This is a genomic window from Flavobacterium amniphilum, assembly GCF_023634845.1.
Classification (GTDB): domain Bacteria; phylum Bacteroidota; class Bacteroidia; order Flavobacteriales; family Flavobacteriaceae; genus Flavobacterium; species Flavobacterium amniphilum.
Genome location: NZ_JAMLJL010000004.1, coordinates 83,848 through 105,743 on the forward strand (window position 1 = coordinate 83,848; position 21,896 = coordinate 105,743).

General features: G+C 35.7%; 19 protein-coding genes. 3 read left to right on the forward strand and 16 right to left on the reverse strand.

From position 1 onward, the window contains the following. Nucleotides 1-23 precede the first annotated feature (23 nt). From NAT51_RS05935 to NAT51_RS05955, 5 genes are all read right to left on the reverse strand, one after another. Nucleotides 24-857, reverse strand: coding sequence for a rhomboid family intramembrane serine protease (locus NAT51_RS05935; protein WP_250596452.1), 834 nt, complete (start codon nucleotides 855-857; stop codon nucleotides 24-26). Next, the gene (mutL, locus tag NAT51_RS05940; RefSeq protein ID WP_250596460.1) at nucleotides 854-2,734 is read right to left on the reverse strand and encodes a DNA mismatch repair endonuclease MutL; all 1,881 of its coding nucleotides are present in this window, start codon (nucleotides 2,732-2,734) and stop codon (nucleotides 854-856) included. Before mutL ends, NAT51_RS05935 begins: the two co-directional genes overlap by 4 nt. A gap of 114 nt (nucleotides 2,735-2,848) precedes the next feature. After that, entirely contained in the window at nucleotides 2,849-3,694 is an 846-nt protein-coding gene (locus tag NAT51_RS05945) for an alpha/beta fold hydrolase (RefSeq protein WP_250596462.1), read from the reverse strand. 35 nt (nucleotides 3,695-3,729) lie between these two features. Then, entirely contained in the window at nucleotides 3,730-4,506 is a 777-nt protein-coding gene (locus tag NAT51_RS05950; RefSeq protein ID WP_250596469.1) for a zinc ribbon domain-containing protein, read from the reverse strand. 3 nt (nucleotides 4,507-4,509) lie between these two features. Beyond that, complete coding sequence (locus tag NAT51_RS05955) at nucleotides 4,510-5,604, reverse strand: Nif3-like dinuclear metal center hexameric protein (protein WP_250596484.1); 1,095 nt, start codon at nucleotides 5,602-5,604, stop codon at nucleotides 4,510-4,512. Nucleotides 5,605-5,662: 58 nt separating this feature from the next. On the opposite strand from NAT51_RS05955, the gene lpxK reads away from it, so the two are divergent. Both lpxK and NAT51_RS05965 read left to right on the forward strand, forming a co-directional pair. Next, complete coding sequence (lpxK, locus tag NAT51_RS05960; protein WP_250596486.1) at nucleotides 5,663-6,694, forward strand: tetraacyldisaccharide 4'-kinase; 1,032 nt, start codon at nucleotides 5,663-5,665, stop codon at nucleotides 6,692-6,694. Further along, a complete protein-coding gene (locus NAT51_RS05965; RefSeq protein ID WP_250596488.1) occupies nucleotides 6,666-7,478 on the forward strand; it encodes a purine-nucleoside phosphorylase in 813 nt (270 codons plus the stop codon). The genes lpxK and NAT51_RS05965 overlap by 29 nt, the downstream gene beginning before the upstream one ends. On the opposite strand, the gene NAT51_RS05970 is transcribed toward NAT51_RS05965, so the two are convergent. From NAT51_RS05970 to lipA, 3 genes are all read right to left on the reverse strand, one after another. Next, nucleotides 7,465-9,624: an ATP-binding protein gene (locus NAT51_RS05970; protein ID WP_250596490.1), complete on the reverse strand. Its 2,160-nt coding sequence runs from the start codon at nucleotides 9,622-9,624 to the stop codon at nucleotides 7,465-7,467. The two genes, NAT51_RS05965 and NAT51_RS05970, sit on opposite strands and share 14 nt — an antisense overlap. Nucleotides 9,625-9,697: 73 nt before the next feature. Beyond that, nucleotides 9,698-10,702 (reverse strand): type I glyceraldehyde-3-phosphate dehydrogenase, encoded by a 1,005-nt coding sequence (gap, locus tag NAT51_RS05975; RefSeq protein WP_250596497.1) that lies wholly within the window; start codon nucleotides 10,700-10,702, stop codon nucleotides 9,698-9,700. A gap of 23 nt (nucleotides 10,703-10,725) precedes the next feature. Further along, nucleotides 10,726-11,598 carry a lipoyl synthase gene (lipA, locus tag NAT51_RS05980; protein WP_250596499.1) on the reverse strand — a complete coding sequence of 291 codons (873 nt, stop codon included), beginning with the start codon at nucleotides 11,596-11,598 and terminating at the stop codon, nucleotides 10,726-10,728. 252 nt (nucleotides 11,599-11,850) lie between these two features. Here lipA and NAT51_RS05985 point away from each other — a divergent pair, with 252 nt between their 5' ends. Continuing rightward, the gene (locus NAT51_RS05985) at nucleotides 11,851-12,642 is read left to right on the forward strand and encodes a hypothetical protein (protein WP_250596501.1); all 792 of its coding nucleotides are present in this window, start codon (nucleotides 11,851-11,853) and stop codon (nucleotides 12,640-12,642) included. Nucleotides 12,643-12,708: 66 nt separating this feature from the next. On the opposite strand, the gene NAT51_RS05990 is transcribed toward NAT51_RS05985, so the two are convergent. The 8 genes from NAT51_RS05990 to NAT51_RS06025 form a co-directional block, all read right to left on the reverse strand. Then, nucleotides 12,709-13,527, reverse strand: a complete 819-nt coding sequence (locus NAT51_RS05990; RefSeq protein ID WP_250596503.1) for an energy transducer TonB — start codon at nucleotides 13,525-13,527, stop codon at nucleotides 12,709-12,711. Nucleotides 13,528-13,660: 133 nt separating this feature from the next. Beyond that, a complete protein-coding gene (locus NAT51_RS05995; protein ID WP_250596505.1) occupies nucleotides 13,661-14,485 on the reverse strand; it encodes an N-acetylmuramidase domain-containing protein in 825 nt (274 codons plus the stop codon). Nucleotides 14,486-14,565: 80 nt separating this feature from the next. Next, nucleotides 14,566-15,228, reverse strand: coding sequence for a hypothetical protein (locus tag NAT51_RS06000; protein WP_250596507.1), 663 nt, complete (start codon nucleotides 15,226-15,228; stop codon nucleotides 14,566-14,568). A 4-nt stretch (nucleotides 15,229-15,232) separates the two neighbouring features. Beyond that, a complete protein-coding gene (locus NAT51_RS06005; protein WP_250596509.1) occupies nucleotides 15,233-17,362 on the reverse strand; it encodes a hypothetical protein in 2,130 nt (709 codons plus the stop codon). A gap of 12 nt (nucleotides 17,363-17,374) precedes the next feature. Then, entirely contained in the window at nucleotides 17,375-17,773 is a 399-nt protein-coding gene (locus tag NAT51_RS06010) for a hypothetical protein (protein ID WP_250596511.1), read from the reverse strand. Between the two features lie 55 nt (nucleotides 17,774-17,828). Continuing rightward, complete coding sequence (locus tag NAT51_RS06015) at nucleotides 17,829-19,853, reverse strand: hypothetical protein (protein WP_250596513.1); 2,025 nt, start codon at nucleotides 19,851-19,853, stop codon at nucleotides 17,829-17,831. 51 nt (nucleotides 19,854-19,904) lie between these two features. Beyond that, nucleotides 19,905-20,867 (reverse strand): trypsin-like serine peptidase, encoded by a 963-nt coding sequence (locus tag NAT51_RS06020; RefSeq protein ID WP_250596515.1) that lies wholly within the window; start codon nucleotides 20,865-20,867, stop codon nucleotides 19,905-19,907. A gap of 52 nt (nucleotides 20,868-20,919) precedes the next feature. Continuing rightward, entirely contained in the window at nucleotides 20,920-21,780 is an 861-nt protein-coding gene (locus NAT51_RS06025; protein ID WP_250596517.1) for a caspase family protein, read from the reverse strand. Between the last annotated feature and the right edge of the window lie 116 nt (nucleotides 21,781-21,896).

Below are 21,896 nucleotides of genomic sequence, written 5' to 3' on the forward strand. Positions count from 1 at the left end.
AATAATGAAATTAACCATTTATATCAATTCCAGCGACGGTTATTGAACGAATTTTTCTTCCAATACCACATCATCATAAGACCTATTAAAGCCCCACCAATATGTGCAAAATGCGCAACACCTGTATTGATTCCCATAAAAGAATTCCCTAAGATCCCAAAGAATCCATCATACAATAGCATATATATTGGCACAAAATATTTAGCTTTAATTGGAATCGGTATAAACATCAGACTTAACTGTGCATTTGGCAATATGAAAGCAAAAGCCACCAATAAACCATAAATAGCACCGGAAGCTCCTACCATAGGGGTCTGAAAAAGAAGGATCGCTTTTGCAATGACATCAAACTGCTCCTGAGTACAATTTGCATTACTCAATATATCATTGATTTTCCCTGCAACCATTTGACCGTCTTCATTAAAAACAGTCCTAAAATCCATACTTAATATTGTATTGATATCATTCTGGCTCAAATTCAAACCTGACACCTCATTCAGAGCAGAATGTATCATATAATAATTCACCCCCAATTGAAAAAGTGCTGCACCCAATCCGGCTGATAAATAGAAAAACAAAAATTTTTTGCTTCCCCAAATACTTTCAAGCAAACTACCGAATGAAAACAAAGCAAACATATTGAAAAACAAATGTGATAAGTTCCCAGTTGTACCCGGTTGATAAATACCTGCATGCATAAACATATGCGTAATCAGTTGCCAGGGTCTAAATAAAGGGTTTTCAAAATAGTATAGCGATAAATTTACATACGCCAAATCTTTTAGAATCTGAGAACCCACAAAGAACAAAATGTTTATAATCAATAACTGCTTAACGGTGGGCGTAATTTGCATCATACACTAAATTTTTTATCCAAATCTTCAACACTTAAAGTAATAAAAGTTGGTTTATTAAACGGTGATACTGAATTTTCTTTACAAGCAAATAAATTGTTTACCAGATTTTCCTGTTCTTTTTCGGTCAAATAGGTCCCGGTTTTTACAGCTAAGCTTCTTGCCATCGATTTAGCCATACTATCCATCTGACTAAAACTGCTTTCCGGAATTTCGTCCTGTAAATCTGAAATTAACTGCTCAAGTACAATCGATGCCTCGCTTTCAGAAACGGTTACAGGTAATCCGGATATTACTACCGAATCCGGGTTAATTGCATCAAATACAAAACCGGTATTTTCCAATGAAGGAATCAATTCATTTATCAAAGCCATTTCATTTCCTGAAAAATAAAATGTGAGTGGAAACAACAATTGCTGACTGCTTGCCTGATGGATTGTTATATTCGTTAAGAACTGCTCATACAATACTCTTTGATGCGCTCTTTGCTGGTCAATGATCAACATACCGGATTTAATCGGACTTACGATATATTTTTTATGAATTTGGTATGTTGCAGTTTTCGATTGTTCCACTTCGGTATCATTGAACAAAGAACTGGTTACCACATCTGATTCAAACTGCATTTCATGAGGTTCATCCGGTTCAGGTTCAAAACTTTCTTTTAATCCAACATACAAACTTTCCCAATGCGGCTGCACCTCCTTTTTCGGTTTAAATGAAAAACTGCTGCTACTTCCTCCACCACTACTAAAACTTGGTTTCTTTTCTTCAGCAAAAGGATTAAAAGTACTATCCACCTGAATAGTTGGAAATTCGGCTTCCTTACCCTGAAAATCATAAGGTGTATCCAAAGTAGCATCCCGTTCAAAATCTAAAACAGGCGCCACATTAAACTGTCCTAAACTATGTTTTACTGCTGAACGCAAAATAGCATACAAAGCATGCTCATCATCAAACTTAATCTCAGTCTTTGTTGGGTGAATATTGATATCAATTGTATGTGGAGGTACCTGCAAATAGAGGAAATAACTGGGTTGAGCACCATCTTTCAACAAACCTTCGTATGCCGCCATGATAGCATGATGCAGATAACCGCTTTTAATGAAACGGTCATTAACAAAGAAAAACTGTTCTCCTCTGTTCTTTTTTGCAAATTCGGGCTTTCCGATAAAACCGTTTATCTCAACTATTTCCGTAGTTTCCTGGACAGGTACTAATTTCTCATTGGTTTTCCCTGAAAAAATATTTACTACACGCTGGCGTAAATTAGATTGTGGTAAATTAAAAGTTTCACTACCGTTGTGGTACAAACTAAAATGAATATTCGGATGTGCCATCGCTACACGCTGAAATTCATCTATAACATGCTTTAACTCAACGGTATCCGATTTGAGAAAATTCCGTCTGGCCGGTATATTAAAAAATAAATTTTTAACCGAAAAAGAAGTTCCTTTGGCCAAAACCGCCGGCTCTTGTGAAGTAAATTTACTACCCTCAATAATAAGATGTGTCCCCAATTCCTCCTGTTCCTGTTTAGTTTTTAGTTCAACATGGGCAATAGCCGCAATTGAAGCCAAAGCCTCTCCACGAAAACCTTTGGTATGCAAATCAAATAAATCTTCTGCTTTTCTTATTTTTGAAGTGGCATGACGTTCAAAACACAATCGTGCATCGGTTACACTCATCCCTTTACCGTTGTCAATTACCTGAATCAATGTTTTTCCGGCATCTTTACAAATCAGCTTTATATCAGTAGCACCTGCATCAATAGCATTTTCCATTAATTCTTTAACTACAGATGCAGGTCTTTGTACGACTTCACCGGCAGCAATTTGATTGGCAACATGATCAGGGAGTAATTGTATTATGCTTGACATTGAAAATTATAATTTTGTTTACGAACAAAAGGATTAAGCTCGTATAAGACAAATTTAAGGAAAAGGAATGGGTTTTTATAGCCAATAAATTCTTAATTATTGACAATCTGCGATTCAATTTTCGAATAAAAACTGATAAATGTATTGATATAAATTATCATCATGCATGCTGTGTCCTAACCCTTTAGTCTCTATAAAACGGGAATTCGACCATGCTTCGGCTATTTTCTTACCTTCATTGATTGAGACCACATCGTCATCTATATCGTGAGCAACTAATCCCTGAACCTTAATTGTTGAAGCAAATTTACGTCCCGAAAAATCCTCCAACTTCTGTTTATATCTCCTAATGTACTTCTCTTCTAAATCCTTTGCAATTTTTGAATTAAGGCTCAAAATCCTGATATAATTTGACAAAAGAATTTTAAAATCACTCGGCGCTCCTAATATAACCATCTTCTTAATAGCATCATTTGGGTATAAATACTGATAATACAAGCAGGTTTTTCCACCAATGGAATGTCCGATCAGATATTGCGGCTGATACATTTGAACCGTTTTATGAATAAATTCGGCGTATTGCGGAATACTGAATTCCTTTCCTCCCGAAAGTCCGTGTGCAGGTGCGTCGATCGCGATAACCGTTGATCCGGATTTTTTCAGATAAGGTAATATATTCGCCCAACGAGAAGCATTACTTTCCCAACCGTGAACCAACAAGATGATATTCTCGTTTCCTTCCCAAATGTAAACCTGAAAATTATTACCATCATAATCAAAGGTTTCAGTAGTAACATTTTGCAGAACAACAGGCATTTTTTCCTTCGAAATTTTACCTTCCCGTGGCTCACTGAAAAACTGATACGCCAGTTTAGTTGCTCGTTTTAGAGACAGGTATCCCATGAGGTTTATATATAAACCTATCGATTTAGTAACGATAAAATAGGTAATCTTACTCATAAAAAAATCCCGATAAAAATCGGGATTTAAGATACTTATATTTTAGCAAATAATTGCTCCATTTTTTCTTTTTCTTCTTCCGCTAAAGCAGTGTCAACTAAAATTCTTCCACTGTGCTCATCTGTAATAATTTTTTTACGTGAAGCAATTTCCATTTGTGTTTGAGGAGGAATTGTGAAGAAAGAACCAGCCGAAGCTCCACGCTCAATTGACACAACCGCCAAGCCGTTACGAACACTTGTACGGATACGTTTGTAAGCATTTAACAAACGCTCTTCGATTTGCGCTTGGTATTCCTCTGATTTTTCAGTTAAGAACTTCTCTTCTTTCTCAGTTTCAGACATAATAGCATCCAATTCTGATTTTTTATGCTTTAAGTGAGATGATTTTGCCTCTAACTTTTCTTTAGATTGCGAAATAACTTCTTTTTTGTGCTCAATAGAAGCTTTCATTTCACGGATGTGTTTTTCAGCCAATTGGATTTCCAATTCCTGAAACTCAACTTCTTTAGTCAAAGAGTTGAATTCACGGTTGTTGCGAACTTCTTTTTGCTGTGCAGTATACTTTTTGATTGCTTCTTTGTGCTCTTCGATAGAACTTTTCTTCACTTTGATCTGATCTTCGATGCTATCCAAGTCAGTTTTAAGTTTCTCTAAACGAGTACTTAAACCTGCAACCTCATCTTCTAAATCTTCCACTTCCAAAGGCAATTCACCTCTTACGTTTCTAATTTCGTCGATTCTAGAATCTATTAATTGTAAATCATACAACGCTCTTAACTTTTCTTCAACGTTCAATTCTTTTGTTGCCATATTTTATAAGTACTTAACTGGATTTGTATTTATTTGAGATAAAACGATTGCAAAATTAGGAATTTTTTTCGTAAGATAATCAACTATATAATTTTTTGTGTACCGTTCACTTTCAAAATGTCCAATATCAGCTAATAAAATCCTACTTTCAGCCTCATAAAAATTATGATATTTTAAATCAGCCGTTAAATAAGCATCAGCTCCGGCGGAAATTGCATTTCTAATCGCATAGCTTCCGGACCCGCCTAAAACAGCTACTTTTTTAATCGGTTTTCCTAGTAATTGCGTATGACGGATTCCGCCACAATCCATCTTTTCTTTGACCATTTTAAGAAAATCATTTTCATCCATCCCTTCTTTTAATTCCCCAATCATTCCCAATCCAATATTCTGGTGTGAGTTTTGCAAATCATAAATTTCATAAGCCACTTCCTCATATACATGATTCGAAAACAACCCTTTCAGAATTTTTGATTGAAGGTATTTCTCGAAAGTAACTTCAATTTTAATTTCTTCCGTTTTTGTCAATTCTCCTTTATTACCTACCGACGGGTTACTGTTTTCATTACCCTCATATGTACTGAATCCTTCCGAATTAAAACTGCAATTATCATAATTCCCAATTGTTCCCGCTCCGGCCGAGAGCATTGCATTCCGGACTTTGTCCGCGTTTTCGGGAATGGTATACGTCACCAGTTTTTGAATAAAGTTTTGTTTCGGAATCAAAACCTTAGTATTAATCAGTCCCAAAGCATCACAGAAAATTTTATTGACTCCGTTTTGATGATTATCCAAAGCCGTATGCACAGCATAAATAGCAATATCGTTCTTTATTGCCTTCAGAATGGATCTTTCTACATAATTCTTTCCGGTTATTTTTTTAATTCCCGAAAACAAAATCGGATGAAAACAAACCACCAGATTGCATTGTTTTTCAATAGCTTCATCAATTACCGTCTCCAAAGCATCATGACACACTAAAACACCTGTTGCTTCAGCATTTGCATCACCCACCAGCAAACCGACATTATCAAAGTCTTCAGCATAAGCCAAAGGAGCCATTTCTTCTAAAACCGAGAGTATTTCTTTAATTTTCATACAACAAATTAACGAATAAACGAATCAACATAAAAATAAAAAATCCTACTTTCGTACTATGAATTTACTCCGAAAATTACTCTTTCCGTTTGCGGTTCTGTATGGTTTCATAACAGGAATCCGTAATTTTTTATACAATGTAGGCATTTTAAAATCCCACTCATACGACATCCCTGTAATTGCTGTTGGTAATTTGAGCGTGGGCGGAACCGGAAAAACGCCACAAATCGAATACTTAATCCGTTTATTATCAGAATCACATAAAATAGCAACATTAAGTAGAGGATACAAACGCAAATCGGAAGGTTTTGTACTTGCAGATAAAAATGCAACAGCCGAAATCCTAGGAGATGAACCCTATCAGTTTTTTCAGAAATTCCCGGAAATTCAAGTAGCTGTTGACGCTAATAGAAAAAACGGAATCGAAAGATTGTTTCTTCAAGACAAAAAACCGGAAATTATTTTATTGGATGATGCTTTTCAACACCGGAAAGTAAAAGCCGGCTTCTACATCATGTTAACATCTTACGACGATTTATTTTACAATGACTTTATGCTTCCGACTGGGAATTTACGTGAAAACAGATTTGGTGCTAACCGCGCAGACGTAATTATTGTAACAAAATGTCCAACCGATATCTCTAAAAATGAACAAGAAAAAATCAAGAAAAAAATTGACCATTACCTGAATAACAACCAACCCGTTTTCTTCAGTTATATTGAATACGACGACTTTGTGTATTCTGAAAAAAAACAAATCAAATTAGACAATTTTCAGGTTGTTGATAAAATAGTGGTAGCTGGCATTGCAAAACCCGAACCTTTTTTCGCATATTTGCAGGCTGCAAAAAAATCAACGATGGTATTTCCGGATCATCATAATTTTACGGAAAAAGACATTCAAACGATTCTGGAAACAGCAAATGGAAGAAAAATTGTTACAACCGAAAAGGATTTTGTGCGTCTAAAAGGAAAATTACCCATTGACCAATTATACTACCTCCCCATAAAATCATCGTTTGTAACCAGTAGTAATGAATTTGATAAAAAGATTTTAGAGTATGTGGGAACAAGTACAGGAAACCGTTGATTACATCCAGAACAAAACCAATTTCTCACCTGAATACGGTGTTATTTTGGGTTCAGGTTTAGGGGGATTTACAGATGATATCGAAATAGATTACATTTTATCCTATAATGAAATACCGAATTTCCCGGTTTCAACAGTAGAAGGACACAAAGGAGCTTTGGTTTTCGGACACATTCACGGAAAAAAAGTAGTAGCCATGCAGGGTCGTTTTCATTTTTATGAAGGCTACAGCATGAAAGAAGTTACTTTCCCGGTAAGGGTAATGAAATATTTAGGGGTTGAAAAATTAATTGTTTCTAATGCATCAGGTGGTGTAAATCCAAACTACAAAGTAGGTTCTATCGTAATTATCAAAGATCATGTTAATATGATGCCTGAACATCCTTTACGCGGAAAAAACGATTCCCGCTTTGGACCTCGTTTTGTCAACATGAGCGAACCATACAGCCGCAAAATGATGGCAAAAGCCAAAGAAATAGCTTCTGAATTAGACATCACTGTTTTGGATGGAGTATATTTAGGCTTACAGGGACCAACTTTTGAAACCCTTTCCGAATACAGAATGGTTAAAACTTTAGGCTGCGATTGTGTTGGAATGTCTACCGTACCGGAAGTAATTGTAGCACGTCACATGGATTTGGAAACTTTCGGAATTTCAGTAATTACCGATATCGGAGATGCTGACAATATCGATTCAATCACACATGAAGAAGTTTTGGAAGCTGCACGCGAAGCAGAGCCACAGGTTCGTCGCTTAATTAAAGAATTAATTACACAATATTAGGCTCAGCCATCAGGTTAATCTCGATAATTTTATAAAAGTTATCGGGATTAAACGGCTTGGTAATCACATCAGTCATTCCGAATGACATCAGCATTTCCCTGTTTTCATTCAGTGAAATTGCCGTTAAGGCAATGATAGGGGTTACACTATCAAATTTTCTGATTTCTTCCGTAGCAATTGTCCCGTTGATCCCAGGAAGATGAACGTCCATCAATACTAAATCGTATTTATTTTTACGCATCATATCGATAGCATCTTCACCCGTTTCACAAAGCTCGGCAATCATACGTTTTTTCTCCAAAATTTTCTTCGTGATCATCTGGTTGATTTTATTATCTTCAACCAAAAGAATTTTCTTATTGATGAATACTTTTTCGTCCATGATTTCATTCACGTTTTTGGTCACAATTGCTTCACCTATTTTAAAAGTCAAATCGAAATAAAAAGTTGATCCCACGCCAACCTCACTCTTGACTCCAATTTTTCCGTTCATCAAAGAAACCAAGCGTTTTACAATAGTCAGTCCCAAACCAGTACCGCCATATTTTCTGTTGATCTCAACTGATCCCTGTGAAAAACTGTCAAAAATAGATTGTTGTTTCTCTAACGGAATACCAATTCCGGTATCTTCCACTTCAAAACCTAGCGAACAATTTTCTTCATCTTTATTGAACAGATTAGCCGAAACCACTATGGTACCGCTTTGGGTAAACTTCAAAGCATTATTAATTAAGTTAATAAAGATTTGTGAAAGTTTTGTTGGATCTCCAACTAAAACCTGCGGCACAGCATCATCAATCTTAAGTACAAATTCATTATCATTTTGACTGGCCTGCTCTTTCAATGAGTTTTGAATATTCTGAAGTAGCTCACGGATATCAAAATTAATTTTTTCGATTTCAATATTATTGGACTCGATACGGTTAATTTCAAGAATATCGTTAATATATGTCAACAGATAATTACCTGAAAACTTAAGTGATTTCAAGTATTCAACCTGATTTGCCTTGGGTTTCTCTTCTAATAAAATATGGGTAATTCCGTTTATCGCATTTAGTGGTGTCCTCAATTCATGGCTCACCGTTGAAAGGAATTCGGCTCTGGCCTGTGAAGCTTTCTCGATTCTTTCTTTAGCTTCTTCCAACTCCATATTTTTTTCGCGAAGCAATTCATTGGATTTATTACGGATGATATTGTTTTTATATAATGATAAACTCAACAACGACAAAATTGTAATTAAGGCAATACTTAAAATATTGATCAACTTGGAGAATTTACCTGCTTTTTCCTGTTCTTTCTTCTCTTTATCCAATTTTTCCATATCACGCATGATATCACCAACTTTAACTTGCTCCGAAATAAGATTTTGCTTCTTACTCAAAGCTATGGCATCAAGAGAATCTTTAAGTTTAAGATGAATCTTCAGAAAAGCCAGCGAGTTGTTAACCTGGGTCATCTGATCATACAATTCACTTAATTTTTTAGCAACTTTCAACTGCTGTTCAACATTTTTATTTTCAACACTAAGTTCATATGCTTTGTTCAAATAGCTTAGTGCAAGGCTATTTTCCTTTTTTCCGGCTTTGATGATTCCCAATTGATAAAACGCTTCTGCTTTAAGACTGAAAGTATCTTTCCCGTTTCCCAACTGAGCCAACTCATTAAGTGTAGTTTCAGCAGTTCCGATTTCTTTTTTCTCGATATACAGCAAAGCCTTTTGAAGGTTTACCATATTTTTTCCGTTTTTCAGATCAATACTTTCGTAAACTGAATTTGCCTTGTTAAAATATGATTCTGCCCTGCCATAATTGTTTTTCTGCATATAGCAGATACCTAGGTTATAATAGGCCAAAGCTAATTTAGCATTCGGTTCGATAGTATTAAAAACAGATACCGCCCTTATAAAACGCTCAATTGCCTCATCGTATTTTCTGAGATCGACATAAACGATTCCTAAAGTATAATAAGCCGAAGCAAGATTGGAATTATTAAGTGTTTTTTTGGAAAAAACAATCGCTTTATTGGCATTTTCCAATGCCTTATCGAACACCCTGTTGTTTTTGTAGTAGATAGCCGTTTCCGTATAGTAAAAAGAACTGTCAATAGTCGTCTCATCCTCAAATCCATTGGATGCAAATCCCAACAAACAGAAGAGGTTAAAAAGAAGTAGCAAGGACTTTTTATACATAATTACTATACAAAAAACTCCCTAAATATACTTATTTTTTACTAATACGGCCAATTAAATCAATAATTCGTGAGGAATAGCCTATTTCATTATCATACCATCCCACGACTTTAACCATCTTGTCGATAACTGAAGTCAGTTGGGCATCAAACAAACAGGAATTACGGTTTCCAATGATATCGACTGACACAATCGGATCTTCAGTGTAAGCCAAAATACCTTTTAACTCATTTTCAGATGCTATTTTAAATGCCAGATTAATTTCTTCGATTGTAACTTCTTTTTGGACATTGAAAGTAATATCAGTTAATGATCCATCTGGAACCGGAACCCTGATACCACATCCTCCCATTTTCTTATCCAGATTTGGAAAAATTTTAGTCAATGCCTTTGCAGCACCAGTAGTCGTTGGTACTATTGACTGCGCAGCTCCACGTGCACGTCGTAAATCCTTGTGTGGCTGGTCATGTAAACTCTGGTCTGTAGTATAAGAATGGACAGTTGTAATATAAGCCTGTTCAATACCACATAAATCCTGAATTACTTTAATCATTGGGGCCGCGTTATTTGTCGTACAACTGGCGTTTGAAATAATTTCTTCAGATCCGTCCAAAATATGTTCATTAACCCCCAACACCACTGTTTTGACAGAATCATCCTCAGGCGGCGCTGAAAGAATAACTTTTTTTGCCCCCGACCCAATATGTTGATGGGCTGAAGTATATTTTAAGAATTTTCCTGTAGATTCAATTACTAAATCTATATTTAAGGATTTCCAATCCAGATTGGCAATTTCCTTTTCGTGGAGAAAAACAAATTTTACATCATCAACTATTACATGATCTTCATCAAACGAAACAACATTTGGCAAAACTCCGTGTATACTGTCATACTTCAGCAAATGCGCCATTGTTCTATTATCTGCAATATCGTTAATTGCAACTACTTCAATTGAAGGATGACCAAGCAGTAAACGGAATAAATTTCTTCCAATACGGCCAAAACCGTTAATGGCAATGCGTGTTTTATGACTCATTTAAAGTAAAATCGATAGTAAAATTACAGAATGTGCTTTTGGGCATGATAAGAAGATCGAACCAATGCGCCGCTTTCCACGTGACGGAATCCTAATTCTTTCCCGATTTGCTCGTATTTGGCAAATTGTTCAGGAGTGATGAATTCTTTCACCGGCAAATGTTTTTTACTTGGCTGCAAATATTGCCCAATAGTAACAATATCAACATTCGCCTCACGTAAGTCTTTCATGGTTTGAATTACTTCATCTTCTGTTTCTCCCAAACCTAACATTATACCCGATTTAGTTCTTCGGATACCTTTGTCTTTCAGGTATTTCAACACTTCCAGACTACGGTCGTATTTCGCCTGGATCCTAACTTCACGTGTTAACCTCCGAACCGTTTCCATGTTATGCGATACCACTTCCGGATTTGCTTCAATGATCCGGTCAATATTACGTTCCACTCCCTGAAAGTCCGGAATTAAAGTTTCTAAAGTAGTTTCCGGATTCATTCTTCTGATAGCCTTGATGGTTTCATACCAAATGATAGATCCCATATCTTTTAAATCATCACGGTCAACACTGGTGATTACCGCATGTTTGATTTTCATGATTTTGATTGATCGTGCCACTTTTTCGGGCTCATCCCATTCTACATCTTCAGGACGGCCTGTTTTCACTCCGCAAAAACCACAAGAACGCGTACACACATTACCCAAAATCATGAACGTTGCGGTACCTTCTCCCCAACATTCTCCCATATTAGGACAACTTCCCGAAGTACAGATCGTATTTAATTTATACTTATCAACTAATCCACGGAGTTCGGTATACTTCTCTCCTATTGGTAATTTAACCTTTAACCATTTTGGTTTTCCGGTTGGCAATATATTTGATTGTGTAGCTGTTTCCATAAAAACATTTTTGCATTGCAAAGATATGGAAAGATTGATGATTAATAGGTAGCCACCTGATATTTATGATTTTTTTGACTTTTACTACAATCTTGCCGAAATATCTTCGGTCAAAGCTAACTATATGAGATTCAATTACTAAAAAATGATAAAAGACAATACTTTCAAAATTAATGATTTGGTAAACCAAAAAATCATCAGATTATTAAAACAATATTTTAAATTTGTAGGAATTTTAATATAAACTTAATCATGAAAAAAATTATTTTTTATGTACTGTCGCTGACAGCCATGGCTTTCGGACAGACTTATGCCCAAACTGCCCAACAGCATTTGAATTCTGCAATCCAATCAGAAGGAAACATCAGAACAGGTGTTGTTAACTCAAAAGAAGCGGTTAATCAATTAGCAAAAGAAATCGCTGTAATTGGTAATCCGAATGCGGTTTTATTCAACAACAAAATGTTTGAACAGATAAACTCTGTACAAAACAATGTAGATGACACCGATCATTTTTTAAACGAAGCCAAAAACGTTTCGGTTATTCCTTTTACGACACAAGCCATCAATACGTTAACGGCTGATTTAATCAATTTGAATGACGAATTGATCGGACTTACGTACCAAATCGACGAATTACTGAACAACAACAATAACAATGCAGCGCTAAACCTTTTACCACAAGTAAAAAATGTTTTGGACGCACAGGATAACAAAGCTGTTGAAGTTATCAATGCCATCCAGACTTTAAAACAAACGATCAAATTATACAATGTTTGTCTTCAGACAGTAGATCATTTGGGAAATCCGGTTTATGATGCAGAATTACGAGGATTTTGGGCACAAAACCAAACAACCGGGGAATACATTGAGCCAACAAATCAGGACGGCAATTGCTTCGAAAACCTTCCTGCCGGCTATTACCGTTTTGATGCCCGCCATGGTTATTGGAGTGGAGTTGCACCTGAATGGGTAACACTTTCGGAAAGTCTGGAGAACGAAGACGGAATCATCATTATCAATCTGGTTTACTGGGTTGAATAAAAAAAAGAAAAAAGCCATTCAATTCAATTTGAAAAGAATGGCTTTTACATTTTGGTGTTTAGACTTTTATTGCATTTGTACAACAATAGGCAATGAATATTGTGTTCTAACCGGTCTCCCTTTATAGATACCCGGCTCCCATTTTGTTTTAATGGATTTCAACACACGAATGGCTTCTTTATCCAATCCAAGACCAGGATTTCTCGGCACTGTGATATTTGAAAGACTTCCGTCTTTTTCCACCACGAAGAAAACAATTACTCTCTTTGTTGTTCCTTCTTCATCTACTTCCGGTGTTTTGAAACGATTTCCTACAATTCTTAAAAACTCATCAATTCCACCTGGGAAACTTGGATTTTTTTCAACAGCAGCCGAAGTTAGCACCTCATTCCCATTATCAACAGGTTCTGGCTGAACCGGTGTTGTAACCGCACCTGTATTTGAACTTCCGTTTCCTGTTCCTCCAGTATTTGTATCTGTTGGCGTATTTTGTCCTAAATTAACATTTGTAGTAATGTTTGTATCAGGAGCCTCTTCTGCATCTACAACAGTTGGATTTACTAAATCAATTGTTTTAGGAGCTTTAGCAGGCGGCATTACTTTTGATGTTGGCGGAAGTACCTTCTTTGGCAGAAGCTTCACTTCAGTTACATGTATTGAAATATCAGGTCCAATTGGGCAAGTAATAATTTCAGGTTTATCAGTGAACGAACTTAAAATGAACGGCAGGGCGGCTATTCCACCAAGCAAAGCCATTGCACTGACGAACGCTTTTGTTGTAGTTTTTCCTTCTTCCTGACGTAATTGGTAGGCTCCATACGCTTTGTTTTTTCCTTCAAAAACGAGTTCTAACCACTCGGTTTTATTTATATTTAGTTTAGACATAATTTAAGATTTTTAATAGATTAATTAATAAATCCGCGCAGATTTAATTAATCACATGAAAATATCATGCCAAAATTATCCTAAATATTAAATTATTCATAAAAAATCACAATGAAGCATTTAAAACAATCATTTACAAATACTTACGATAGGCAATAGCCAATTTTTCATCATACTTATTTGCTTTATAATTTGATCCATTATAATAATATGCAAATTTATCCCAATTTTTATCCTTTAATAAGGCAATCAAATTTGCCGAATGTGATTCCAAAAATCTCCCCAATGCAATTAAATGTTCTCTTTCAGACAAATACATTTTATCTACAAACTCCGTAACCGAATTGTAACCAATATGTGTTGCATTATTCCCCATAATCTGGAAACATCCCCATGAAGCAGCTGCCAATGCAGGTTCCGGACCGATACTTCCCGGAATTATACTGATTGCTTTTTGAAGCCGGTCATGTTCCCCTTCACCTCCCTGATAAAATGACTTTGTCCAGCTTTTATACAGAACATCTTCATTTCCGCTGACTAATGATACCGGATTAACTCCTCTTTTTTCCAATTCCTTCCAAAAAACATGCCCTTCAAAAAGAATTTTCGGTTTTCCGCTGACCAGAAAACCTTTTCCGGAACTCTCAACCTGATTAACTGCTTTGATTGCTGCTAAATCAACATTGTACAGATTTGAAAAATCAATTAAATCCTGTTCACATAAAAATTTATCGTTATGAACAGTCAGATTAGGTTGCAACTCATATAGTTTTGACCAGGTTTTAACACCCACGATTCCGTCAACCACTAAATTATTTTTCAGCTGGAATTCTTTGACGGCAGCATCAACGACCATTGTAAAAGAATCAGTAACAGTAAGCTGAAAGCCTATCCTGTTTAATAATTCACAGAGGATTATGACCTCGGGGCATTTTACATTATACTGTATTGTTTTCATTTTTCTCTTTTTTAGATTGTTTGTAAAACCGCCCACAAAAAATTAATTTAAACAGTAGTTTCCGGACAGTTATAAGGTAATTATTTTGATAAACTGATTAGCTTTTCAGGATAAGACAACGAATCATCTTTATCCAGTCCTGAAATTTTTAGGTCGTTAAACAAATAATTAGTAGCTGAGTGAAAATTTTCATGCTCCTTACTACTAACCGAAAACGCTTCGATGCCCAGACTGTAATAGACATTCCCGTTAATTTTCAATTTGGTCAGTTCAATTCCGGCTCCTTCATCAATCATTGAATCAGAAGAAACCAGTTTCTCATTTTGTGCATTAAATTTCACCAGTAATCTGTCTTTATCGACCTTCAGCCAATTATTTGTATTACTTGCTTCCGGTAGAAACAAACTGATTATTTCATTGGTTTCTTTTTCATTTGGTACCAAACTGAAACTGTGCTTTTTCCATGAATTCACATAAGCAGTATTCCCGTTGTTGAATTTAAAAGCACCGTCATCACTTGACAAAACTTTAATTTCAAGTTGGGTTTTGAGCGCTCCGTTTTCATCTTTTTTGGGCTCCCTAATTTTAATTCCCAAATTTTTATGAAGTAAGTTCAGGTAATAATCCTGTCTCGGAAATAAATCCTTATCCTTGAAAAACAATTCATTCCCATTGAACCATTTTTCAATAGTTTCCAACGACTGATCGTTTAAAAACCATCTTGTTTCGGTACTTTTTAGCATGACTCTATTTTTTAGGAATTGTCAAAACCGTTGAATTTGAGAAATCAAAAACACCACTTTGCGTACTTGCAATGTTATTATCCTTATCAAAATAAGTTGCGTTGAAGTTTATCCTGCTTTCTGCTCCAGCCATACCGGTCAAAAGGAAATTAATCAGTAATGGATTTTTAAAATCGGCTTTCAATCTTTCCAGGTTGAATATTGCACCAGTCGCCAAAACGGTTAATTCCACATGAATTTTACTGGTTGTTGTCTTCTGGGAAGCAATCTGAACCTGGATATACTTATTGAAATTATTTGAAGTTGCCACGATATTTGAAAATTCTTTACTGATATTTTCAATCGACTCAAAATCAAAAAACACCTTTTTAAGCGTCTTACTACCAAAAGCAGTATTGATGAGATTAAAACTCACATCTCTTGTTTGTTCACTTTCCACCACATAATTAGTAAAAGGCGAGCTGCAGAAATATGCATTGTCAGCCTCATCGACAGTTTGTACGGATTTCACCTTACAAGTAGATAGCGATTCATTTTTATGGGTAACCCTTTTCAACACATTATCAATTTCAACCGTTAAAATTTCACCAATGGTTTTTTGGATATTCAACTCAATTACACTGGTATCCCTGATTTCCTTGTGCTTGAAATTTATGTTAGCATATTGAGACAAACTGTTATTGATGGTGTTGATTAAAATACTGGCATCGTTTAAATTTTCGGTACTGAAATCAATTAAAAAATATTTTCCGTCGACACTGATATTCGCATTTTGCAAGAAAGAATTACCGTTGATTTCATAAGTTGTTTCCGGCAGATCATTCGGATAAATAAAGTTTACTTTATCAAAATAATTTGTGGTATCACCATCCAGAAAGTTATGGGTTCTCAAATCGATTTTCAATTTATTCAGATCATATTCCGAGAGATCAGGACTGATAGCAAACTGGAAACTGATTTTGGAAATATCATTTGAAAGACCGGAATCTTCTTCAGTTGCATGGAACACAGTAGTAACACAAGGCTTTTGCGTATCTGATGTTCTTGCAATATGGTATCTTTTCGATATTAACAAAAATTCGTTAACCGTGATTTTAGATTTGTAAATTGACAATTTATCCAAATTGATTCCCGGAACGAAAATTTGCTCGTATAACGAAAAATCCTGATTGAAATTGAACGGATTGTGTACAAATCCGCCATCGGCTTTTCTATACAAACTTTTAGCCGGATCGCTTCCCAAAGGATAATTCAAAACCTTATTTATTTTGAGGATAAAAGAACACTTAATGTATTCAGCCTGAACCGTATTATTTTCAATTCTCATACTTGAAACCGATTCTTTTAATCTTACGTTTTCACGTACTACCAAAGGCTGTTCGATAGTCATTTTACTTCTGATCGCAGTAGTTCTTACTGGCATTATTCCTGTTGAAGACAGTCTGGTAAAATTAAAAGCATTAGCCAGCATATAGTTCTTGCGGGCTTTTGTGTAACCTTTAAAACTAAAAAACAAATCGATGTTACTTTTCAGTTCTTCAATATTGGTTATCAAGTTTGTAAATGCGATTTTTACCGCTTCGTCTTTAATATTGAACGTTATTTCTTTTCTGCTCTCATCAACAACACCATTGATTTTTACTGTATTATCCTTTACTTTCAGGTTTAATATTGCTTCACGCAGATTAATCGTAATATTTTGAAGTGTAGATGACACCTCCTTGTTTTTAATCGCATAGTTCAAGGTAACTTTTCCCAATAATCCGGAGCTTTCACTTTTTTCGTTCAGCACATCTTCATAATAAAATATCTGATTGTTGTTTAACGGAAAAATTTCAACGCTTGGAAACTGCAACTTAATGGTTTGTTCATTATAATCTGTAAAAACAGAATCCTGCGTAATAGTACTACTGTCTTCGATAAGCGGCAGGTATTCTTTATTCAAAATACCGATTATCACCGGATTCAATGCTATGGAATTCAGAACAGGATGTGTAACAACCGAAAAACTGGCAGGATTTTCTTTTACTGCTGCCGTGTTATAGCTGGTGCTTACTTTTCCTTCCTCTAAATTAAATCGGTTAAGCGGAACAATTTTTGTCCCCACTAATTTATATGTATTTAATTCTGGCATTTTTCAAAGGAATTAGATGTTAGTTTTTAGAATATCAATAACCAGATTGTCAAATTCAACTTTCGGTTTATCAATATTCACGTCATGCTCATTGATTTGTATCGCGCCTTTTTTATCAAAAAAAGTGATTCTGACTTTTGCTGAATCCGAATCAGATTTTGAAAAATCAAAAACATAAGCTTTAGGTTCTTCATCAAATCGTTTCCAGGTTGCCTGTTCCATTCTTTCGGTTTCCACCCCGTTAATTAACGTTTTGGAAAAAACCGCATTCTGGATTATTCTGGCATTTGATTTCCAATTCAATTCCCCGTATGAATCAGGATATCCGATTTCAATATTCAGCAATGAAACAGATGAGAGATCAGAGTCCGGTTTGACCGAAACCCTGAATTGTACTTTTTCAAAATCCATAATACTTTGGTTTAATAGAGTAAAAGAGGGCTTTTACACCCTCTTTATACACTAGTTATTCACTAAAAGCTGCTCTGATTTTTTCAATATCCTTATTTTGTGCATCTGTTCCAGATGGGATATCAAAAAGTACATCTCCTGCCAAATAATCAATAGGCGTGAAATCAGTTGAGATGGAAACTTTTTTAGATTTAGTTCCGATTTTACCTTTACAAGTATATTTGACTTTGTACTGTGCCGGTTTGATGCTGTAATCTGATTCATACCAAACTTTATACGGGATCATGTCTTCAAAATTATCAGCTGTAAATTTGAATTTCTGAGTTGGCATTTTATCCACTTTCAGTGTAACTTCAACTGTGTCACACTCATAAAGTTCCTCCGTTGATAATGTATAATCAATCATTTGGTTGATTGGAAGCGGAATGAAAACATTTCTGCCGTCAAACTCATACTCAGCCACTTTATCAGCAATTTTCACCCTTTTATCCTTTTCATACATTACGTTTGTACGAACCTTGATTTTGCTTGGTGTTTGATTTTTTACAAAATCAAATACGAATTTATCATCATTCATAGCGGTATCATTCCAGTTTGCGGGGAATACAGCGTCAATGGTTTTTCCGCCACTTGTAGTTGTTTTGATAAAAGGCACTCCACCAACAGCCATTTTTCTGCCTGAACTTTTCCAAACCATCTTACCTTTTGAATCCGGGTAACCTACTTCAATAGCTACTTGACTTACTGCACTGTCAGAAGTAATCATACCATCTTTATCGACTCTGGCAATACCTCCGTTTAATGAAGTTGTCACCTGAACTTTTGAAAAATCTTCATCAAGTCTTACTTCAGTGATGTATTTTTTCAAGTCTTCTTTTGCTGCATCACCGGATTTTGTAGTAAGCGGAGTTAAACTTGCGCTCAAAGTGCTATCCATTACGGTAACAGCTGAGAATTTAATCTCATCAGTGAATTTAACCTCTCTGATTTGAGTCCCTGATTTCAAGCTAACTCCAACACTGATTCCGCCAGTGAATATGCTGAATAAACCTAAAGTTGCACTTGGATTTTCAGCCGGTGTAAATTGTTTTTCAGGTTTGTCAAAAATTTCTTTTTGAAGTAATTGGAAAGCGAATTCTCTTTGTTTAGTTAACAATTCCATTTCGAATTTCTTTTTTTCCTCGTTAGAAAATTGTTCATCTGTAAAGATTTCACTTACGATACCACCTTCAGTTTTTATTTTTTCATATTCATGTTCCCAGTTAAGATTAACAAATCCACCCCAACTTGCATTTACTTTAGCAGAAAAATAAGTATGCACTTTTTTTACATCGATTGTTGTTTTGATAACTGTTGTAGGTAAGTAACCTTTAAATTTAATTGCATTTTCAACAACTAAGTTATTGTTACCGTTTTCCAAAGAACTTTTAACCAAAGAAGCACTGTTTCTTCCCATCAATACTGAGAAAGCATTTTCACCAAGACCGAAAGTTGTTCCGGCACCATCACCCTGTACGATGAAAGACCAAGGATTTTGTCCGTCAAAAGGCATATTCTCATCTTCTTTCCCAATAATATGCATTGAGATATTGTTTTGGGTCAACTGGATTGGTCTAACGTTAGTCGAATTAAAATCCTTGTCAACTCCTTTCAGGTAAGAGAATAGTCCAAACAATTTAGACTGTCTATGATTTTGGTAATCTGTATGTAACTTTTGTTTTAACTTGTCGATTGCTTTTTTCAGTACCAATTCCGGCACATCGATTGTTGAAGTCAGCGTGGTGAATGCACCGGCTTCTTCTTCAAAACCTTGTGCGCCAAGTACACTTCCTGAATCGACAACACCTTTGAAAACCTGCATTGAGAATTTATATTTCCCGTCTTTAACCGGTTCTTTTGCTAATCTTGGAGCTTTTGGATAATAGTAAAACTGCATTGGAAGATTAGCTGCTTTTAATTCATTGTTGTTAGGGTCTGGTGAGAACAACAGCGTGTAATCTACACCATCTTCATTTTCTAATAAAATTTCTACTGTTCCGGCACCCGCATGAGGGTAACCAAGAGGAGACGCATTTGCCATAATAATTAGTTTTTAAATTAATGTTTGTTTATTGTTTAAATTGATTTTTAATTAAGGATATTCTGCTCTGGCTTTGTTTACCAAGTCTACTAAATCAGAACCTCCGCTCGCACCGTTATTGGATGCATTTTGCCAACTCTGAACGGCAACCACATAAGGCGTTGAACCCCAATAGCCCCAAAATGGCCCACCACTTTGTCCTGGCCAGATGTCACCTTGGTGATACATTGCTTCATGGGCATCAGTTGTAAAAGCATCACCGTCTAATGCAATACTGTTTTGGTAAGTTGGTCTTTGTGCACCGGTTTTATCCATTGGATATCCGGCATGAGTCCAAGAAGCTAAACCATCCCAAGAATCTGTGTAAGCTTTTGCTCCAAACCAACCAGTTTGATTTCCAACATTTCTGTCAAGTACTACAACTACATAATCATACTGTTGTTCAGTTGAGTTTATACCATCTGATCCTTTAACTTTGTATTTGTAATACGTTTTAATACCGTTTGCTGTTCCGAAAGTTGCGTTTGGTCCATTGTAGTACATTGGAGAAAATTTCACCCAACCGGTTGTACCATCGGCTTTAAAATCAATTACGTGAGCACATGTTAATAAATGTCTTGGTCCAATCATGGCACCACTACCAACTCCCAGCGCAGTTTCTACCCTACCTACACATCCCCACGGGTAAGCAGTTGAATTATAAACTGTTCTGTTGTCTGCACCAAAAATTGTTCTACTCCCTTCCTGTTGCATGAATGTGTTTCTGTCGATGAAAATTGGAGTTTTTGATCCTGCTTTATCAGCTTTCGGATTAAAATCCTGATCTAAATGATCCGGACAAAACGGAGCTTGATCAGATAAAGATTTAGTCCCCTTTTCTAAAACTTTTACACCGATAGCTTCAATTTGTTCGACACCATTTTCATCAACCTCTACTTTTCTTTTTGCTTTAACAGGCTTCAAGCCTTTCACCTCATCCTGTAGCATAGGTTTGTCGTTTTTCTTAGTTGTCATATTATTTGATTTTAATTTTTCCTACTCTGTTTAGGTTTTTCGGATTCCACCTTTATTCAAATATTTTCAGTTTTAATTTTGTTGATTTCCCTTCAGTTTGGTTAATTTGGGCCGCTCCCATTGCCGATAAAGAATTTGCAATTTGGGAATCCAGAAGTTCACGGGTTATATTACCTGTTGTTGCCCTAAGTATTTTACATAAGTTATAAGTGAAGTAGCCTCTTGTAATCCCAGACACATCACCTTCCATCGAAACCTGATTATCTTTACAACCGGCCCAAAGCACATGATTCATATCCGGAACTTTATTTAGACTTTTGATTGTTACTTTGGTTTCCTCTGTTGACTCAGCAGATTTACTTTCAATACTTTTGGCGAAATTGAAATAAAATTCATCTTCTAACATAGGTGGAATGAATCTCGGCGTTTCATTCATGAACATTCCGTCTATACCTCCCATATTCATTTTTCTTGTTCCGGTACCGGAATGACAACAGTCAAAAATCACATCAAAGCTTACACCTTTTTTTACTTTTCCTTTAAAGAGGCTTTTGAAATCGTCATCTCTTAAAAAACCGGCTGTAGCATAATCATGCGGACAAATTGCCTCATCTAAACCATCCAACTCCAAATCTGTTCCTATGTTAGCTACTCTTGTGCCATGACCTGAATAGTACAACACTAATGAATCACCTGATTTACATCCTGTCAACAACCATTTTATATAAGTGATAATGTTGTTTTTTGTGGCGTTTTGATTCGTCAGAATTCTGATATCAGAAGGAGAAAAACCACATATAACCAAAGTATTAGCCATATCACGTGCATCTGGGATACAACCGTTTAAATCCGGACCACCGGCACCTATCGGTGCGTAGTCATTTATTCCTATAATTACTGCTTTTTTTGCCATCTTTTTTACTGTTAGTTCGTTACCTGTATTTTCACCGATTTTGTATGGTGTAAAATTGCAAACAATCAAACTATTAGCTATCAGACAATTAGCCCTATTTCATAAAGGATTTTAAC

Excerpts from the sequence above, each read along its gene's own strand:
- NAT51_RS05935 (WP_250596452.1), bottom strand. The coding sequence starts at position 857 with ATGATGCAAATTACGCCCACCGTTAAGCAGTTATTGATTATAAACATT.
- mutL (WP_250596460.1), bottom strand. The coding sequence starts at position 2,734 with ATGTCAAGCATAATACAATTACTCCCTGATCATGTTGCCAATCAAATT.
- NAT51_RS05945 (WP_250596462.1), bottom strand. The coding sequence starts at position 3,694 with ATGAGTAAGATTACCTATTTTATCGTTACTAAATCGATAGGTTTATAT.
- NAT51_RS05950 (WP_250596469.1), bottom strand. The coding sequence starts at position 4,506 with ATGGCAACAAAAGAATTGAACGTTGAAGAAAAGTTAAGAGCGTTGTAT.
- NAT51_RS05955 (WP_250596484.1), bottom strand. The coding sequence starts at position 5,604 with ATGAAAATTAAAGAAATACTCTCGGTTTTAGAAGAAATGGCTCCTTTG.
- lpxK (WP_250596486.1), top strand. The coding sequence starts at position 5,663 with ATGAATTTACTCCGAAAATTACTCTTTCCGTTTGCGGTTCTGTATGGT.
- NAT51_RS05965 (WP_250596488.1), top strand. The coding sequence starts at position 6,666 with ATGTGGGAACAAGTACAGGAAACCGTTGATTACATCCAGAACAAAACC.
- gap (WP_250596497.1), bottom strand. The coding sequence starts at position 10,702 with ATGAGTCATAAAACACGCATTGCCATTAACGGTTTTGGCCGTATTGGA.
- lipA (WP_250596499.1), bottom strand. The coding sequence starts at position 11,598 with ATGGAAACAGCTACACAATCAAATATATTGCCAACCGGAAAACCAAAA.
- NAT51_RS05985 (WP_250596501.1), top strand. The coding sequence starts at position 11,851 with ATGAAAAAAATTATTTTTTATGTACTGTCGCTGACAGCCATGGCTTTC.
- NAT51_RS05990 (WP_250596503.1), bottom strand. The coding sequence starts at position 13,527 with ATGTCTAAACTAAATATAAATAAAACCGAGTGGTTAGAACTCGTTTTT.
- NAT51_RS05995 (WP_250596505.1), bottom strand. The coding sequence starts at position 14,485 with ATGAAAACAATACAGTATAATGTAAAATGCCCCGAGGTCATAATCCTC.
- NAT51_RS06000 (WP_250596507.1), bottom strand. The coding sequence starts at position 15,228 with ATGCTAAAAAGTACCGAAACAAGATGGTTTTTAAACGATCAGTCGTTG.
- NAT51_RS06005 (WP_250596509.1), bottom strand. The coding sequence starts at position 17,362 with ATGCCAGAATTAAATACATATAAATTAGTGGGGACAAAAATTGTTCCG.
- NAT51_RS06010 (WP_250596511.1), bottom strand. The coding sequence starts at position 17,773 with ATGGATTTTGAAAAAGTACAATTCAGGGTTTCGGTCAAACCGGACTCT.
- NAT51_RS06015 (WP_250596513.1), bottom strand. The coding sequence starts at position 19,853 with ATGGCAAATGCGTCTCCTCTTGGTTACCCTCATGCGGGTGCCGGAACA.
- NAT51_RS06020 (WP_250596515.1), bottom strand. The coding sequence starts at position 20,867 with ATGACAACTAAGAAAAACGACAAACCTATGCTACAGGATGAGGTGAAA.
- NAT51_RS06025 (WP_250596517.1), bottom strand. The coding sequence starts at position 21,780 with ATGGCAAAAAAAGCAGTAATTATAGGAATAAATGACTACGCACCGATA.